Origin of the sequence: Nonomuraea sp. NPDC049695 (genome assembly GCF_040674955.1) — a bacterium.
GTDB lineage: Bacteria > Actinomycetota > Actinomycetes > Streptosporangiales > Streptosporangiaceae > Nonomuraea > Nonomuraea helvata.
Window position 1 is genome coordinate 139,038 of the sequence record NZ_JBFANV010000015.1, and the last position, 16,082, is coordinate 155,119.

14 protein-coding genes are annotated in these 16,082 nt (G+C 70.7%); 4 read left to right on the forward strand and 10 right to left on the reverse strand.

What is annotated here, in order from left to right; genetic code table 11:
• Positions 1 to 38 precede the first annotated feature (38 nt).
• Complete coding sequence (locus AB0J64_RS16360; RefSeq protein ID WP_364026997.1) at positions 39 to 1,478, forward strand: glycoside hydrolase family 3 protein; 1,440 nt, start codon at positions 39 to 41, stop codon at positions 1,476 to 1,478.
• A 7-nt stretch (positions 1,479 to 1,485) separates the two neighbouring features.
• Here AB0J64_RS16360 and AB0J64_RS16365 read toward each other — a convergent pair whose 3' ends face one another.
• Both AB0J64_RS16365 and AB0J64_RS16370 read right to left on the reverse strand, forming a co-directional pair.
• Positions 1,486 to 2,388 (reverse strand): rhomboid family intramembrane serine protease, encoded by a 903-nt coding sequence (locus tag AB0J64_RS16365; protein WP_364027000.1) that lies wholly within the window; start codon positions 2,386 to 2,388, stop codon positions 1,486 to 1,488.
• Positions 2,389 to 2,425: 37 nt separating this feature from the next.
• Positions 2,426 to 3,607, reverse strand: a complete 1,182-nt coding sequence (locus tag AB0J64_RS16370) for an ROK family transcriptional regulator (protein ID WP_364027003.1) — start codon at positions 3,605 to 3,607, stop codon at positions 2,426 to 2,428.
• 147 nt (positions 3,608 to 3,754) lie between these two features.
• Here AB0J64_RS16370 and AB0J64_RS16375 point away from each other — a divergent pair, with 147 nt between their 5' ends.
• Together AB0J64_RS16375 and AB0J64_RS16380 are read left to right on the forward strand one after the other, a co-directional pair.
• A complete protein-coding gene (locus AB0J64_RS16375; protein WP_364027005.1) occupies positions 3,755 to 4,204 on the forward strand; it encodes an Rrf2 family transcriptional regulator in 450 nt (149 codons plus the stop codon).
• Positions 4,205 to 4,239: 35 nt separating this feature from the next.
• On the forward strand, positions 4,240 to 5,019 hold the full coding sequence (locus AB0J64_RS16380; protein ID WP_364027008.1) for a DNA-formamidopyrimidine glycosylase family protein: 780 nt from the start codon (positions 4,240 to 4,242) through the stop codon (positions 5,017 to 5,019).
• On the opposite strand, the gene AB0J64_RS16385 is transcribed toward AB0J64_RS16380, so the two are convergent.
• The 6 genes from AB0J64_RS16385 to AB0J64_RS16410 form a co-directional block, all read right to left on the reverse strand.
• Entirely contained in the window at positions 5,016 to 5,372 is a 357-nt protein-coding gene (locus tag AB0J64_RS16385) for a helix-turn-helix transcriptional regulator (protein WP_344987660.1), read from the reverse strand. The two genes, AB0J64_RS16380 and AB0J64_RS16385, sit on opposite strands and share 4 nt — an antisense overlap.
• 271 nt (positions 5,373 to 5,643) lie before the next feature.
• Complete coding sequence (locus AB0J64_RS16390) at positions 5,644 to 6,135, reverse strand: nicotinamide-nucleotide amidohydrolase family protein (RefSeq protein WP_364027011.1); 492 nt, start codon at positions 6,133 to 6,135, stop codon at positions 5,644 to 5,646.
• 3 nt (positions 6,136 to 6,138) lie between these two features.
• Positions 6,139 to 6,711 (reverse strand): CDP-diacylglycerol--glycerol-3-phosphate 3-phosphatidyltransferase, encoded by a 573-nt coding sequence (pgsA, locus tag AB0J64_RS16395; protein WP_364027014.1) that lies wholly within the window; start codon positions 6,709 to 6,711, stop codon positions 6,139 to 6,141.
• Positions 6,708 to 8,117 (reverse strand): 30S ribosomal protein S12 methylthiotransferase RimO, encoded by a 1,410-nt coding sequence (rimO, locus tag AB0J64_RS16400; protein WP_364027017.1) that lies wholly within the window; start codon positions 8,115 to 8,117, stop codon positions 6,708 to 6,710. Before rimO ends, pgsA begins: the two co-directional genes overlap by 4 nt.
• 60 nt (positions 8,118 to 8,177) lie before the next feature.
• Positions 8,178 to 8,954, reverse strand: a complete 777-nt coding sequence (locus tag AB0J64_RS16405; protein WP_364027020.1) for a helix-turn-helix domain-containing protein — start codon at positions 8,952 to 8,954, stop codon at positions 8,178 to 8,180.
• A 66-nt stretch (positions 8,955 to 9,020) separates the two neighbouring features.
• On the reverse strand, positions 9,021 to 11,516 hold the full coding sequence (locus AB0J64_RS16410) for a DNA translocase FtsK (protein ID WP_364027023.1): 2,496 nt from the start codon (positions 11,514 to 11,516) through the stop codon (positions 9,021 to 9,023).
• Positions 11,517 to 11,665: 149 nt separating this feature from the next.
• On the opposite strand from AB0J64_RS16410, the gene AB0J64_RS16415 reads away from it, so the two are divergent.
• Positions 11,666 to 14,089, forward strand: a complete 2,424-nt coding sequence (locus tag AB0J64_RS16415) for a SpoIIE family protein phosphatase (RefSeq protein WP_364027026.1) — start codon at positions 11,666 to 11,668, stop codon at positions 14,087 to 14,089.
• Here AB0J64_RS16415 and AB0J64_RS16420 read toward each other — a convergent pair.
• Both AB0J64_RS16420 and AB0J64_RS16425 read right to left on the reverse strand, forming a co-directional pair.
• On the reverse strand, positions 14,079 to 15,017 hold the full coding sequence (locus AB0J64_RS16420; RefSeq protein WP_364027029.1) for an aldose epimerase family protein: 939 nt from the start codon (positions 15,015 to 15,017) through the stop codon (positions 14,079 to 14,081). The genes AB0J64_RS16415 and AB0J64_RS16420 overlap by 11 nt on opposite strands.
• Positions 15,014 to 15,976 carry a LacI family DNA-binding transcriptional regulator gene (locus AB0J64_RS16425; RefSeq protein WP_364027031.1) on the reverse strand — a complete coding sequence of 321 codons (963 nt, stop codon included), beginning with the start codon at positions 15,974 to 15,976 and terminating at the stop codon, positions 15,014 to 15,016. The genes AB0J64_RS16420 and AB0J64_RS16425 overlap by 4 nt, the downstream gene beginning before the upstream one ends.
• Positions 15,977 to 16,082 lie beyond the last annotated feature (106 nt).

The window sequence follows — 16,082 nt, forward strand, 5'->3', positions numbered from 1 at the left end:
CCCTGCCCGTCTTCGGGCCTGAAATCCGATGAGGAGCCATGAGTCAGAGTGATCGGGGGCTGCGCCGTCTCGCGGCCGGCACACTGCTCGTATCCTTCCAGGGCACGACGGCGCCCGAATGGGTGCTGCGCGAGCTGGAGCACGGCCTGGGCGGCGTCACGCTCTTCGGCTTCAACGTGGCCGAGCCCGGCCAGGTACGCGAGCTGACCACCGCGCTGCGGGGAGCGGGTGAGCCCGTCATCTCGCTGGACGAGGAGGGCGGCGACGTGACGCGGCTGGCGTACCACGTCGGCAGCCCGTACCCGGGCAACGCGGCGCTCGGGGCGGTGGACGACGTCGAGCTGACCCGCCGCGTCTACCGCGCGATCGGCTCGGAGCTGGCCGCCTGCGGCATCAACCTGGACATGGCGCCCAGCGCCGACGTCAACACCGAGGCCGACAACCCGGTGATCGGCACCCGCTCGTTCGGTGCCGACGCTGAGCTGGTCGCCAGGCACACGGTGGCGGCCGTACAGGGCCTGCAGTCGGTGAACGTGGCCGCCTGCGTCAAGCACTTCCCCGGCCACGGCGCGACGCGGGTGGACTCGCACCTGGCGATCCCGGTCGTGGACGTGAGCATCGACGTGCTGCGCGAGCGCGAGCTCGCCCCGTTCCGCGCGGCCATCGGCGCGGGGACGAGGTCGCTGATGACCGCGCACGTCGCGGTGCCGGCGGTGACGGGCGACACGCCCGCCACGCTGTCCGGTGCCGCGCTCACCGGGCTCCTCAGGGGCGAGCTCGGCTACGACGGCGTGGTCGTGACCGACGCGCTGGACATGCACGCCATCACCAGGAGCGTGGGGCTGGCCGGCGGCGCCGTGCTGACGCTGGCGGCCGGGGCCGACCTGCTCTGCCTGGGACCGGTGCCCACGTACGACGACGTCCAGGCCATCATCGCGGAGATCGTCTCCGCGGTCCGCGAGGGCCGCCTGTCGCCGGACCGGCTGGAGGAGGCGGCGGCGCGGGTCGCGGCGCTCCGGGCCTGGGCCGCGGCGCCCGCGCCCGTCGCGGCCGAGCAGAACGGGGTCGGCCTGCACGCCGCGCGCCGCGCCGTGCGGCTCACCGGAGAGACGGAGCCCCTGGTCGAGCCCCTGGTGATCGAGGTGGACACCCCGCCGACGATCGCCGTGGGCGACGTGCCATGGGGCGTGGGCCCGTGGCTGCCGGACGCCGAGATCGTCCGGATCGAGCCCGCGGCCGCCGACGTCCCTGCCCTGCTGGCCACGGCCGCGAACCGGTCGCTGGTCGTCGTGGTCAAGGACGCGCACCGCCATCAGGCGAGCCAGGACCTGGTCTCCGCGCTGGTGGCGGCCCGCCCCGACGCGACGGTGATCGAGATGGGGCTGCCGGTGTGGCGGCCAGGCAGCGCCGCCTACATCGCCACGTACGGGGCGGCCAGGGCCAACGCCCAGGCCGCCGTCGAGCTCCTCACCGCCTAGCCGGCGCCTATGTCAGCCACAGGCCGAGATCGTGGGTCTTCACCGCCACCAGGACGGCGAGCAGGACGAACATCGCGCCCATCGCGGCAAGGTGATATTTGCGCGGCAGATACGCCAGAGCGAGCGCGGTTCCGCCACCCACGATCAGGCCGCCCAGATGTCCCTCCCAGGAGCTGAACCCGGCCGAGACGACCAGCCAGATCAGGAAGAAGACGATGAGCCGGCCACCCCCGAGCGGGTCGTGGCCCAGCCGCCGGCTGAAGACGAAGTACGCCGCCCCCAGCCCGAAGATCGCTCCTGAGGCGCCGACCGCGGCCGTGTCGGGCGAGATGAGGTACTCGAAGACCGAGCCGCCCACGGCCGCCAGCAGGTAGAGCCCGGCGTAGCGCAGTCTGCCCAGCATCTCCTCGACCGTCCGGCCCAGGGTCCACAGCCAGTACAGGTTGAAGACGATGTGCAGGATGCCGAAGCCGCCCTCGGTGGGCTGGAGGTGCAGGAAGTTGGCGGTGACGAGCCGGTACCACTCACCGGCCGCCACACCCACGGGCTCCAGACCCGTGTCGCTGTCGTAGACGTAGAACCGGCCGTCCACGTCGCGCAGCCCGATGCCCAGGCCGTCCAGCCGGTCCACGATCGAGGGCATGGCGATTTCCGCGGCGTAGGCCAGCACGATGACGGCGATCAGGACGTAGGTCACCACGGGGACGGCGGACACCTTGCCGCCGAAGACGGTCCTGGCCTGCCGTACCGACTTGTTGCCCTCGCGTACGCACTCGACGCACTGGTGGCCCACGGCCGCGTCCCTCATGCAGTCGGGGCAGATGTAGCGGTCGCAGCGGGTGCAGCGGACATAGGTCTCGCTCTTGGGGTGCCGGTAGCAGGTCGGCACCCCGGCAATCTGCTCTTCCATGTCACTCCACACCTTCGGGGGGGTCGGGCTCGCAGGGTCAGGGGGCGAGCAGTTCCTCGCGGGCCTGGTCGAGAGCCGCCAGCACGGCGCCGCGCAGCACCGGGTTGCCGTGGGTCACCTTCGTGGTGACGACCTGGGGGCGCACCGGGCAGATGCGGGCCACGGCCTCCTCCACCCGGGACGTGAGCGCCGGGCCGCCCGCGTGGCCCACCTCGCCGGCCAGCACCACCAGCCCGGGGTCGAGGATCACGCACACGGCGGCGACGCCCAGGGCGAGGCGGTTGGCGATCTCGTCGAGCAGCGGCTCGCCTGCGGCGCCCGCGGCCATCGCGACCTTGACGCACTCACCCGCGCTGCCGGCCGCGAAGCCGTACGTCTGGGCCAGCTCGGCCACCGCCTCGGCGCTGACCAGCGACTGCAGGCCGCCCGCCAGCGACGGCAGCCGGCCTGGCTCGGTGCGGATGTCCTCGGGCAGCGGCACGCCGGGCACCGGTAGGTAGCCGATCTCGCCCGCGCTGCCGGAGCGCCCGCGGTGCAGCTTGCCGCCGAGCATGATGGCCAGGCCGAGGCCGCGGCTCGACCACAGCAGCACGAAGTCGTCGAGCCCCTTGGCCGCCCCGTCGGCGCGCTCGGCGATGGCGGCGAGGTTGACGTCGTTCTCGATGGTCACCTCGCGCCGCAGGTCGCCCGCGAGGGCCTCGTGGATGCCCTCGTGCCAGCCGGGCAGGTCGAACGAGAAGCGCACGTCGCCGCTGCGCGGGTCCACCACGCCCGGCGTGCCGATCACGACGCCGCGCAGCTTGGCCAGGCTGATCTTGGCGCTGCGGCAGGCCTTGACGATCGCGCCGTGGACCACGGAGACCGGGTCGTCGTGGCCGTCCGGATCGATCGTGACCTCGGCGACCGTGTTGCCGTGGATGTCGGCGACCGCCGTGGAGATCAGCTCGGGCCCGACCTCGAGGCCCGCCACGTACGCGCTGGAGGGGATCACCGAGTAGAGGGCCGCGTTGGGCCCGCGGCCGCCCGCCTGCGCGCCGACCACCTCGACCAGGCCCCGCTCCTCCAGCCTGGCCAGCGTCTGCGAGGCCGTGACCTTGGACAGACCGGTCAGATCGCCGATCTGACCGCGTGTCATGGGGCCGGTGGCGAGCAGCAGCTCCAGCGCGGCCCGGTCGTTGATCTCCCTGAGCAATCTGGGCACACCAGGGCGTCGCTCCACGCTGAATCCTCCGGGCGCCGATCGGGCCGTCTAATCAGAAAGGTTGTTGGAAGTTTAGCGCTCTCACCATCGGGTGCATCCGGATCTTGTGCCCGTTCTGACGAACTTGCACCTAACCAGTGTTGACCAGGGGGGATAATCGAGAACATGCGCCTTTCCGCTCGTGTCGACTACGCCCTCCGTGCCGCCGCCGAACTCGCTGCAGCAGGTGCAGGCCCGACTACAGTGGGCGAACTCGCCAAGGAACAGGACATGCCGCCCAAGTACCTGGAGAACATCCTGCTGCAGATGCGCCGGGCCGGGCTCGTGCGCGGGCAGCGTGGGCCGGAGGGCGGTTACGTGCTGGCCAGGCCCGCCAACGACATCTCGCTGGCCGATGTGATCAGGGCCGTGGACGGTCCGCTGGCCAACGTGCGCGGCGAGCGGCCGGAGCACGTCGGCTACCGGGGCCCCGCCGAGTCGTTGCAGCAGGTGTGGATCGCGCTGCGGGCCACCGAGCGATCCATCCTGGAGGAGGTCACGCTCGACCACGTCGCCACGGGGGCGCTGCCCGAGCGCGTCCGCCAGCTCGCCGCCGACCCCGCCGCCTGGGACTGACCACGGCTCCGCGGTCGCGTTCCTAGACTGGAAGGATGCCCGAAGGAGACGCCGTCCACCGCACGGCTACCCGCCTCCGAGGCGCGCTCGACGGGCGCGTGCTCACCAGGTCGGACTTCCGCGTGCCCAGGCACGCCACCGCCGACCTCGCGGGCCGCGCGGTCATCACCACGCTCTCCAGGGGCAAGCACCTGCTCACCCGCGTCGAGGGCGACCTGACCGTGCACACCCACCTGCGCATGGACGGGAGCTGGCGGGTCATGGAGGCGGGACGCCGGACCGCGCCGGGCGACCAGGTCAGGCTGATCCTGGCCAATCAGCAGTGGCAGGCGGTGGGGATCAGGCTGGGCATGGTGGATCTCGTCAGGACAGGCGACGAGGGGCGACTGGTCGGCCATCTGGGGCCGGATCTGCTCGGCCCGGACTGGGACCCGGACGAGGCCGTGCGAAGGCTGCGAGGGGCACCCGGCAGGACCATCGGGGAGGCGCTGCTCGATCAGCGCAACCTGGCGGGGATCGGCACGATCTATCGCGCCGAGACCCTGTTCCTGCGCGGAATCTGGCCGTGGAAGAAGGTCGGGGAGATCGAGGATCTCACCGGGCTCGTGTCACTGGCCCAGCGGCTGCTGGACGCCAACAAGAGCCATGCGGGCACGGTGACCACAGGTGATCGCCGCCCGGCGTTCCAGACGTGGGTCTACGGCAGAGCGGGGAAGCCCTGTCGCCGATGCGGCACCCGCATCAGCCGCGGGGAGATGGGAGCGCAGCCACAGGAGCGGCTGATCCTGTGGTGTGCGGGCTGCCAGCCGAGCTAGGCAGCCACCATGTCCTTGACTTCGGGGAACACGGAGTCGGAGATCGACCCGGGAACCGTCTCGGTAAGGGGCAGCCGTTCGTGATCGGGCACGTCGGCCAGCACAGGGGCAGCCTGGAGCTCCGCCAGCGCGAACTGGTCGGAAACCTCACGCAGCACCTGCGAAAGGGGCACCTCGAGTGCGCCGCAAATGGACGCCAGCAACTCGGACGAGGCCTCCTTCTGGCCGCGCTCCACCTCGGACAGGTAGCCGAGCGAGACACGTGCCTGGGTGGACACCTCGCGTAGCGTGCGTCCCTGCCGCACCCTCAACCGCCTCAGCACGTCGCCGAGCAGCTGACGCAGCAGAATCATCTGTCGCTCCCTCCCCGGCGCGGACTTCACCACGCCCCGCGCGATCGCTTCGTGCCGCACATTGGTCTTCTTAGCTTCGTACATACTCCTCGCCGTCATCATCGGGCGACGCCGCCCCTGGACCGCCAGTCGCGACTCATCAGGCCCGCCTGCCGGGCGCTCGGTGCTTGCAGTTGGCTCACGGACCTCACTCACAGCTCCACCGTACCCGTATCCACCGACACCGCGTCAGACCGTCCATCGCATGTTCGCTCGGGACGTAACACGGTAATCACCCGGAATGTTCCCCTATGTTCGGCTTAAGCACACCTGACAGTAGATCTACTGCCTCGTCCACCGTCTCTACCCTGATACGTTCGCGTGATCCCGTCAGGCTCAATTCGCGGCCCCAAATTGTCCCGCCAGGCCCGCAGACCGCCGCGTACACGGTGCCGACCGGCTTGCCGTCCTGTGGCTCCGGCCCGGCCACCCCCGTCACGGCCAGCCCGTACGTGGCCCCGCACAGCCGCGCGACCCCCGCCGCCATGGCCGCGGCCACGTCGGGATGCACGGCCCCCTCACGCCGCAGCAGCTCGTCCGGCACCCCCAGCAGCTCGTGCTTGAGATCGGTGGCGTACGAGATCACCCCGCCCCTGAACGCCTTGGACGAGCCCGACACGGCCGTGATCGCGGCGCCGATGAGCCCTCCGGTCAGCGACTCGGCCACGGCCACCGTGGCGGACCGGCCCACCAGCATGCTCAGAACCTCGGCCACATCCGCCATCGATCACTCCCCGCGCGCCTGCTTCGCGACCTTGCGTAGTTTGACGGCCCTGACGAGATAGTCGACGCCGGTGCCCACGGTGATGACCAGCGCCGCCCCCATCACCACCCACCGGACGGGCCCCGGCACCCACGGCAGGAGATAGAGCACGATCGCGGCGATCTGCAGCACGGTCTTGATCTTGCCGCCGTAGCTGGCCGGGATGACGGCGTGCCGCAGCAGCACGAACCTGAGCACCGTGATGCCGATCTCCCTGCCGAGTATCGAGATGGTCACCCACCAGGGCAGCTCGTTCAGTATCGACAGGCTCACCAGCGCGGCGCCGGTGAGCGCCTTGTCGGCGATCGGGTCGGCGATCTTGCCGAAGTCGGTGATGAGGCCGTAACGCCTGGCCAGCTCCCCGTCGAGGTGGTCGGTGATCGAAGCCACCGCGAAGACCCCGAGCGCGGTCACCCGCCAGCCCATGCCCGGCAGGAAGAGGCAGACGACGAAGAAGGGGACGAGCGCCAACCGGAGGACCGTGAGGACGTTGGCGATGTTCCACGGGCTCACCACCCGGCGCTCGTCCCTTTTCATGGACTTGCCTTGATGCGCGCGATCAGGTCGACGCCCTCGGCGTCGACCACGACTGCGCGCACGATCTGCCCCCTGACCAGGCCGATGCCCTGCACCGTCACGGAGCCGTCGACCTCGGGGCCCTGGTGCGCGGCCCTGCCTTCGTAGCCCCCGTCACCCAGGTCGTCGTCGATCAGCACGTCGACCTCGGTGCCTATGCGCTCCTCCGCGCGCTGGGCGGTCAGCTCCTCGGCCAGCTCGGTGAGCACGCGCACGCGCTCGTCGATGACCTCCTGGTCCAGCTTGCCCGGCAGGCCGGCCGCCTCCGTGCCGTCCTCGTCGGAGTAGCCGAACACGCCGATCACGTCGAGCCTGGCCGCCTCCAGGAAGCCGACCAGCTCGCCGAACTCCTCCTCGGTCTCTCCGGGGAAGCCCACGATGAAGTTGGAGCGCACGCCGGCCTCTGGGGCGCGCTCGCGGACGGTCTGGAGCAGCCCCAGGAAGCGCTCCGGGTCGCCGAAGCGGCGCATCCGGCGCAGGACGCCGCCGCTGGCGTGCTGGAAGGACAGGTCGAAGTAGGGGGCGACGCCGTCGGTGCCGGCGAGCACGTCGATCAGCCCGGGACGCAGCTCGGCGGGCTGCAGGTAGCTGACCCGCACCCGGTCGATGCCCTCGACCGCGGCGAGCTGGGGCAGCAGCTTCTCCAGCGCCCGCAGGTCGCCCAGGTCCTTGCCGTAGGAGGTGGAGTTCTCGCTGACCAGGACGAGCTCGCGCACGCCCCTGTGGGCCAGCCAGTCGGCCTCCGCCAGCAGCTCGTCGGGCCTGCGCGAGACGTACGAGCCGCGGAAGGCCGGGATGGCGCAGAACGTGCAGCGCCTGTCGCAGCCGGAGGCCAGCTTGAGCGAGGCCACCGGGCTCTCGTCGAGCCGCTTGCGCAGCACGCGCGGCCCGCTCGCGGGCGCCATGCCCTCGGGCAGGTCGCCGTGGCCTGGGATGTTGGTCTTGGGCGCGCTGGCACGATCCACCGGCGAGATGGGCAGCAAGGTACGGCGGTCGCGTGGCGTGTGCGGCGTGAGCGACCGCCCGGCGAGCACGTCGTCGAGGCGCTCGCCGATCTCGGTGTAGTCGTCGAAGGAGATGACCGCGCCGGCCTCGGGCAGCGCGTCGGCCAGCTCCTTGCCGTAGCGCTCGGCCATGCAGCCCGCGGCCACGACCTTCGCGCCCGAGTCGGCGGCGGCCAGCAGCGTGTCGATGGAGTCTTTCTTGGCCGAGTCGATGAAGCCACACGTGTTGACGACGACGACATCGGGGTCGTCGTCGCCCAGCTGCCAACCGGCAGCCTCAAGTCGCGCGGCCAGCTCCTCGGAGTCGACCTCGTTACGGGCGCAGCCCAGGGTGATCAGCGATGCGGTTCGGCGGGATGACATGGTGAACACTACGGTATCGGGAGTTGGCCACCACCCGATGCACGGGCTCCCGCCATGCGCCTACCGCGAGGGCGGCTTGGCCGCCCCGAACGAGCGCCGCACGATCTCTCCCTTGCCCCCGAGTCGTCCCACCTTCTTGCCGTTGACCTGCAGAGACACCGCCGACGCGTCGGCCAGGAGCAGGTTCACCTGATCTTCGGCCTGCCACGTGGAGGTCTCTCCCTCCTTCATCGTCCCGGCGAACAGCTTGCGCCCCTTGGCGTCATGAGCCTGGACGTACGACGTCCGCTTCGCCTTGATCGTGATCGTGACGATGCCCTTCCTCGCCCTCTCCGACGCGGGCTTGGGCCTCTCGACGACCGGCATGTTCGGCGGGACGCTGGGGCGGGCCGAAGCCGCCTGCACGTCGGCCGTACGCACCTGGTCGCTCGCGCCGCCCAGCACCCGCATCAGGCCGAAGACGATCACGATCGCCAGCGCCACCCCCAGCGCCATCGACCAGTTGGGCCCCCGCCGCTCCGGCACGTGGATCTTGCGGTCGGCCTGGAACACGGCCGAGGCCGCCACCGGCCTGGGCGCCCCGCCGTGCTGCTGGTCGTACAGGTGGACGGTGGCCTCAGGGTCGAGCCCCACGGCCTTGGCCACGGCCTTGATGTGCCCCCTGGTGTAGAAGTCTCCGCCGCACTGGCTGTCGTCATCCTGCTCGAGGCCATGGATGATCGCTTCACGAATCCTGGTGGCCGCGCTGACCTGCTCGACCGTCAGCCCAGCCGACCGCCTCGCCGCCGCCAGCATGGCTCCGATGCTCTGCTCCTGCACAGCGAACGCCTCCCCCACGGCACCCACCACATTTCGTAGTGGCTTACATTCAACCAGTTACTACCCCGCAGGGATGCATTGGGGTCATTCGCCACGCAGGTCGGCCAGCAAACCAGGCAGATCATCCGGTTTGACCATGACCTCCCGCGCCTTGGAGCCCTCGCTCGGACCGACCACGTTCCGGCTCTCCAGCAGGTCCATCAGCCGCCCCGCCTTCGCGAACCCGACCCGCAGCTTGCGCTGGAGCATCGAGGTCGAGCCGAACTGGGTGGTCACGATCAGCTCGGCGGCCTGGATCAGCAGGTCGAGGTCGTCGCCGATGTCCTCGTCGATCTCCCGCTTGACCGGCGCGGCGGCGACGTCCTCCCGGTACTCGACCTGCATCTGCGTCTTGCAGTGGCCGACGATCTCGGCGATCTCCTTCTCGGAGACGAACGCGTTCTGGATGCGGATGGGCTTGCTCGCGCCCATCGGCAGGAACAGCGCGTCGCCCTGCCCGACCAGCTTGTCGGCGCCCGGTTGGTCGAGGATGACCCGCGAGTCGGTGAGGCTCGACACGGCGAACGCGAGCCTGGACGGCACGTTGGCCTTGATCAGGCCGGTCACCACGTCGACCGACGGCCGCTGGGTGGCGATCACGAGGTGGATGCCCGCCGCACGGGCGAGCTGCGTGATGCGCACGATCGAGTCCTCGACGTCGCGCGGGGCCACCATCATCAGGTCGGCCAGCTCGTCCACGATCACCAGCAGGTACGGGTACGGCTGGTAGACGCGCTCGCTGCCGGGCGGCGGCTGCAGCTTGCCCGCCCGCACGGCCTTGTTGAACTCGTCGACGTGCCGGAACCCCGACGCGGCCAGGTCGTCGTAGCGCCGGTCCATCTCGCCCACGACCCATTCGAGGGCCTCGGCGGCCTTCTTCGGGTTGGTGATGATCGGCGTGATCAGGTGGGGAATGCCCTCGTACACGCTGAGCTCGACCCGCTTGGGGTCCACCAGCACCATGCGCACCTCGTCGGGCGTGGCCCGCATCAGGATGCTGGTGATCAGCCCGTTCACGCAGACCGACTTACCGGCGCCGGTGGCGCCCGCGATGAGCAGGTGGGGCATCTTGGCGAGGTTCGCGACGATGGTGCGGCCCTCGACGTCCTTGCCGAGGCCGACGATCATGGGGTGGTGGTCGGCCTGCGCCACCTGGGAGCGCAGCACGTCGCCCAGGGACACCAGGTCCTTGTCGGCGTTCGGGATCTCCACCCCGATCGCCGACTTGCCAGGAATGGGCGACAAAATCCGGACATCGGCGGACTTGACGGCGTACGCGATGTTCTTGGTGAGCGCCGTGACCTTCTCCACCTTGACCGCGGGCCCCAGCTCGATCTCGTACCGGGTCACGGTCGGCCCCCGGGTGAACCCGATCACCTGCGCGTCGATGGTGAACTGCTCGAGCACGCTGGTCAGCGCGTTCACCACGGTGGTGTTGGCCTTGGTCTGCGGCTTCGGCGCCGTGCCCTGCTTGAGGAACTGCAGGTCAGGCAGGCTGTACGGCCCCGCCTGCGGCGACAGCACGAGCTGCTCCACCTTGCGCGGCGCGGGCGTCGGCAGCGGCGGCTCCGGCCTCCTGTCGGCCTCGGGGGCGGGCGCCTCCTCCTCGTCCGTCAGCCCCGGCACGATCTCGGGCGAGTGGTCGGGTCGCTTGTCGTCCGCGATAACGGGGGTGTCGTACGGCTTGACCGTGTCCGCCCGCTCTTCGGGAGACTTCTTGGCCGCCCTGGCCCGCTTCTTGCCCGGCTCCCGCGGCGCGGGCTCGGCGTGCCGCTCGAACAGCATGTGCCTGAGCTCGGCGAGCCGCTCCGGGATCCGGTGCACGGGGGTGGCGGTGATCACCAGCACGCCGAACCCGGACAGGAGCAGCAGCAGCGGGATCGTGATCCACGGCGGCAGGATGCTCATCGGCGGCGCCGACACGATGAACCCGATCATGCCGCCGGCCGCCGATATCTTGTCCATGCCCTGGCCCTCGCCGGCCGGGTAGGGGGTGCCGTTGGCGACGTGGATGACGCCCAGCACGCCGACGAGCAGCGCGGCCCATCCGATCACCATGCGGCCGGTGTCGGCGTTCTGGTCGGGGTGGCGCAGGTAGCGCCAGGCCAGCAGGCCGAGCAGCAGCGGCAGCGCCCAGGCCAGCGAGCCGAAGACGCCGTGCACGGTCGCGTTCACCACGCTGGAGACGGCCCCGTCGGCGTTGCGCCACGTCATGGCCGCCAGCACGATCGCGCCCGCGAGCACGGTCAGGCCCACCCCGTCGCGCCGGTGCACGGGATCCAGCTCGCGCGCGTTCTTGCCCAGCGCGCGAGCCGTGCTGCCGATGCCGTTGGCGAGCAGCATCCACAGCCCGACGATCAGCTTGCCGATCATTGTGAAGACCCAGCTGATCGGGTCCTGGTGGGTCATCGAAGGCTTGCGTCCTGAGGCCGCCCTTGAGCGCCCCGCCGACGAGGCCCCGCGCTTCGCGGGCGTCGAGCGGGACGAGGTCGACCGCTTCGCCGGCCCCTTCGATGCGCTTTTCGGCGTACGGGTGGCCATGATGCCAAAGGTACGTCGGAGACACCGCGGAACGCGCGTAGGCACGCCGTACGGGGGCTCCAGCTCCGCAACAGGAGGTATCGACGGCAACGGTCTGCCACTCTGAGAGTGACCGAACTAACACATCGAGTGATGTACTAGGACGCAGAGTGGACACGACCAGGGTGTCGAGCACCGCTTTCGACGGGACCCCCCATGCCCCGGCACATGCGCGCAGGTTCGTCCGCCAGGTGCTCGGCGAATGGCATCTGACCCATCTGGCCGAGGACGCCGTCCTCCTGACCAGCGAACTCGTCACGAACGCCGTCGTGCACGCGGGCACCGGCATCGAGCTGACCTGCCGCCTGGACGTGGACGCCGACCCCGCGAAGCTGGAGATCGAGGTCGACGACCACCACCCGACGCGGAAGATCCTGGAGGCCGAGCCCGCTCCCGACTCGACGCGCACCTCGGGGCGCGGCCTCGCGCTCGCGGGCATGCTGGCCGACGCCTGGGGCGTCACCTACACCAGGACCGCCAAGCGCGTCTGGGTGCGCATGGAGCTCGCCGACGGCTACGAGGCTCACGAGGCCACGCCGGCGCTGTCCCGTACCGCTCCCGTCGAGACGCTGCACGTGGGCGTCGTCGTCGCCGACCGCGACGGGCTGGTGCAGTCGTGGAACCCGGAGGCCGAGGAACTGCTCGGCTGGCGGGCCGACCAGGCGATCGGCCGGCCGCTGGAGAAGCTGGTGGACTGGCGGGGCCACGGGCCGTACGCGCTGTCGCTGGCCGACACGCTCGACCTGGGCCGCTGGCGGGGGGAGGCACGCATGCGGCACAGCGACGGCAGCCTCCTGCCCGTCTACGTCTCCCACCTGCGTACGAAGGGGCAGAGATGCTCGATCTGGATGGTGGTGGCGCGTGAGCACGGCTATCTGCTGACGCCGCCGCTGCGCCGGGAGGCCGGGCGGCGCATCATGGACCTGCTCGACCAGGACATGCCGTTCGCGGAGCTGCTCGACACGATCGCCCAGATCGTGCAGATGTCCAGCGGCGGCGACGCCGCGTACGTGCTGCTGGCCGCGGACGGCGGCAACAGGTTCGGCGTGGCAGCGGGGGCGGGCGCGACGGCGGGGCTGGTGGGGGTGCTGGCCCCCGGCGTCTTCGGCGCGGAGCGCAGGACGCCCACGATGATCGAGGATCTCCTCGCCGTGGACGTCGAGCTGGCCCAGCAGCTGAACGCCAGGTCGCTGGCGTGCGCGCCGCTCCTCGTGAACGGCGAGCCGGCCGGCTACATCGTGGTGACGGCCGGGCAGCCGGGCCGCTTCGACGACGAGCTCACGGTCAGCCTCCAGCACATCGCCGGCCAGGTGGCCGGTCCGGTGCAGCGCGAGCGGCTGGCCGAGCAGGACCGCGCGCACCGGGGGCGGCTGTCGTTCCTGGCCGAGGCGGGCGAACTGCTGGCGGGCGTGCACGACGACGAGCTGATCGCGGCGCTGACCGCGCAGCTCGTCGTGCCCAAGATCGCCACCTGGGCCGCCGTCTACCTGACCGACCTGGCGGGCATGACCAGGCTCTCGCACGTCTGGCACAGCGAGGAGCGCCACAACTCCGGCCTGCGCAAGTCGCTGCCCGCCATCCCGCGCACCGCCCTCGACGAGGTGAGCTGGCCGGTGGGGCCGGAGACCGTGCTGTCGTTCCCGCTGGCCACCCAGGGCAGGTCGTACGGCGCGCTGGTGATCGGCCGCACCGAGCCGACGCTGCCGCTGGAGGTGGCCGACCTGCTGGCGGACCTGTGCCGCCTGGTGGCGCTCAACCTGCACACCGCCATGCTCTACGCCAGGCAGGCCACCACCTCGCGGGTGCTGCAGCGCAGCCTGCTGCCCATGCGGGTGGCGCCGATGCCGGGCCTGGAGTCCGCGGTCGTCTACGAGCCCGCCGGCGAGGGCACGGACGTCGGGGGCGACTTCTACGACCTGTTCACGGTGGCCGACCACTGGTGCTTCGCGCTGGGCGACGTGTGCGGCTGCGGCCCGGAGGCGGCCGCGGTCACGGGGCTGGCCCGCCACGCCGTACGCCTGCTGGCCAAGGAGCACTACACGGTGGCCGACATCTTCGACCGGCTCAACCACGCGCTGCTGGAGGAGGGCGAGGAGGGCAGGTTCCTCAGCCTGCTGTGCGGCGAGCTGACCCCGCTCCCCCAGGGCGGCGCGCTCTGCACGATCGCCTCGGCCGGCCATCCGCCTCCGCTCCTGCTGCGGCCGGACGGCAGGGTCGAGGCGATGGCGACCCCGCAGCTGCTGCTGGGCATCGAGGCCGGCGCCAGGTTCTACATCGAGACGTTCGAGCTGGCGCCGGAGGAGGTGCTGCTGTGCGTCACCGACGGGGTGACCGAGCGGCGCAACGGCGACCGGCTGCTCGACGACGGCGACGGGCTGGCCGCGCTGCTGTCCGGCTGCAGGGGGCTGAGCGCCCACGCCGTGGCCGAACGCGTGCGGCACGCGGTCGACACGTTCGCCGAGGAGCCGTCGCAGGACGACGTGGCCCTGATGGTGATCAAGGCCTCCGCCGCCCTGCATCCCCTCAGGACGTGAACGTGTAGGCCGTGGTCGAGGTGCGGCGCTCGCCCGGCCTCAGCACGGTGGAGGGGAACTGCGGCTGGTTGGGCGAGTCGGGGAAGTGCTGGGTCTCCAGGCACAGCCCGGCGAAGGGCCCGTACGGCGTCGCGACCCCGTCGAGCATGCTGCCCGTGTAGAACTGCACGCCCGGCTCGGTCGTCGTGACCTCCATGGTCAGGCCGCCGGCCGTCACCGTGCAGCCGTCACCGCTGAGCACGTAGCAGTGGTCGTACTGGCCGTCGTACCGCTCGGCCACGGCGTGCGGCTCGGTGAAGTCGAACGGCGTGCCCTTGACCGGCGCGAGCTCCCCCGTGGGGATCTTGTGCTCGTCCACCGGCAGGTAGTGGTCGGCGGCCAGCCGCACGACGTGGTCCCGTACGTCGCCTTCGCCCTTGAGGTTGAAGTAGGAGTGGTTGGTCAGGTTGACCACGGTCGGAGCGTCGGCCTCCATGGCGTAGTCGATGCGGAGCGCGTCGTCCTCGAGCGTGTACGTGACCCAGGCCGTCAGCGTGCCCGGGTAGCCCTCGTCGCCGTCGGGGCTGACCAGCTTCAGCGTGACCGAGGCGTCGGTGCGTTCCTCGATGGACCACACCCTCTTGTCGAAGCCCTCGATGCCGCCGTGCAGGCTGGCGGCGCCGTTGTTGAGCGGGAGTTCGTACTCGACGCCGTCCAGGGTGAAGCGGCCGTTCGCGATGCGGTTGCCGTACCGGCCGACGACCGCGCCGAAGTAGCGGCTGCGGGTCTGGTAGTCCTCCAGCGTGTCGAGGCCGAGCACGACGTTGCGGCCCGACACCTCCAGCGAGCGCACGATGGCGCCGTACGTGAGGACCTCGGCGCGCAGCCGTCCCGACGACAGCTCCACCTGTTCGACGCTCTCCCCCGACGGCAGCGTTCCGAAGATCATGTTTGGGCCCTTCCCGTGGACTCGCGGACAATGAGGGCGGTGTCGAGGGTCACTGTCGCGCCCTCGCCCCCCGACTGGAGCAGCAGGTCGACGGCCATCCTCCCGGCGGCCACGGCCGGCATGGCCACGGTGGTCAGCTTGGGCCGGTTGAGCCGCCCCGGAAGGATGTCGTCGAACCCGATGACGCTTATCTTCTCTGGTACCCCTATCTCCATCGCCGACAGCCCCTCGATGAGGCCGAGCGCGACGAGGTCGTTGTACGCGAGCACCGCGGTCGCCCCGCAGGCCGCCACGTCCGCGGCCACCGACAGGCCGCCCGCCTCCGTGGGCTGGTTGGGTCCGAAGAAGACGAGGTCGAGCCCGGGTGCCTCGGCGGCGGCGCCCTGCATCTCGTTGCTGGTCCACGAGCCGATGGGACCCGACACGAGCGCGATCCTGCGGTGGCCGAGCCCGGCCAGGTGCTCCAGCGCGAGCTTGGCGCCCTGGGCGACGTTCATCAGCACGGCGGGCATGCCCTTGATGCGCCGGTTGATCACCACGAACGGCACGTCCTCCGCCAGGCGCTCGATCATCTTGTTCGACAGGCGGGGGCTGCAGAGCAGGACGCCGTCCACCTGCTTGGTGAACGTCCTGATCAGCTCCTCCTCCACCCGCGGGTCCTCGTCGGTGTCGGCCACGAACACGTGGTAGTCCCGGCCCCTGGCCTGCGCCTGGGCGGCCTTGATGAGCGGCGGGAAGAACGGGTTGGCGATGTCGGCCACGATCAGGCCCATGTTGAACGTGCGCCCGGTGGTGAGCGCCCTGGCCGCGCGGTTGGGGCGGTAGCCGAGGTCGTCGGCGGCGGCCAGCACGCGGCTCCTGGTGGCAGGATTGACCAGATGTGGCGCGGAGAAGGTGCGGGACACAGTGGACACGTGCACGCCGCAGGCGCGTGCCACGTCCTTGATCGTCGCCGCCATCGCCGTCCTCCCTTGCAAACGGTTGCCAGACTAAACCTTGACCTTCATGCCTATGGTCGTCAAGGTTCTTGCAACCGGTTGCCTTAGCGGCCTCGGAAAATTCGAG

What these genes read in the sequence shown, in the direction of transcription:
- AB0J64_RS16360 (WP_364026997.1), top strand. Translation starts at nt 39, where the DNA reads ATGAGTCAGAGTGATCGGGGGCTGCGCCGTCTCGCGGCCGGCACACTG.
- AB0J64_RS16365 (WP_364027000.1), bottom strand. Translation starts at nt 2,388, where the DNA reads ATGGAAGAGCAGATTGCCGGGGTGCCGACCTGCTACCGGCACCCCAAG.
- AB0J64_RS16375 (WP_364027005.1), top strand. Translation starts at nt 3,755, where the DNA reads ATGCGCCTTTCCGCTCGTGTCGACTACGCCCTCCGTGCCGCCGCCGAA.
- AB0J64_RS16380 (WP_364027008.1), top strand. Translation starts at nt 4,240, where the DNA reads ATGCCCGAAGGAGACGCCGTCCACCGCACGGCTACCCGCCTCCGAGGC.
- AB0J64_RS16385 (WP_344987660.1), bottom strand. Translation starts at nt 5,372, where the DNA reads ATGATTCTGCTGCGTCAGCTGCTCGGCGACGTGCTGAGGCGGTTGAGG.
- AB0J64_RS16390 (WP_364027011.1), bottom strand. Translation starts at nt 6,135, where the DNA reads ATGGCGGATGTGGCCGAGGTTCTGAGCATGCTGGTGGGCCGGTCCGCC.
- pgsA (WP_364027014.1), bottom strand. Translation starts at nt 6,711, where the DNA reads ATGAAAAGGGACGAGCGCCGGGTGGTGAGCCCGTGGAACATCGCCAAC.
- rimO (WP_364027017.1), bottom strand. Translation starts at nt 8,117, where the DNA reads ATGTCATCCCGCCGAACCGCATCGCTGATCACCCTGGGCTGCGCCCGT.
- AB0J64_RS16410 (WP_364027023.1), bottom strand. Translation starts at nt 11,516, where the DNA reads ATGGCCACCCGTACGCCGAAAAGCGCATCGAAGGGGCCGGCGAAGCGG.
- AB0J64_RS16420 (WP_364027029.1), bottom strand. Translation starts at nt 15,017, where the DNA reads ATGATCTTCGGAACGCTGCCGTCGGGGGAGAGCGTCGAACAGGTGGAG.
- AB0J64_RS16425 (WP_364027031.1), bottom strand. Translation starts at nt 15,976, where the DNA reads ATGGCGGCGACGATCAAGGACGTGGCACGCGCCTGCGGCGTGCACGTG.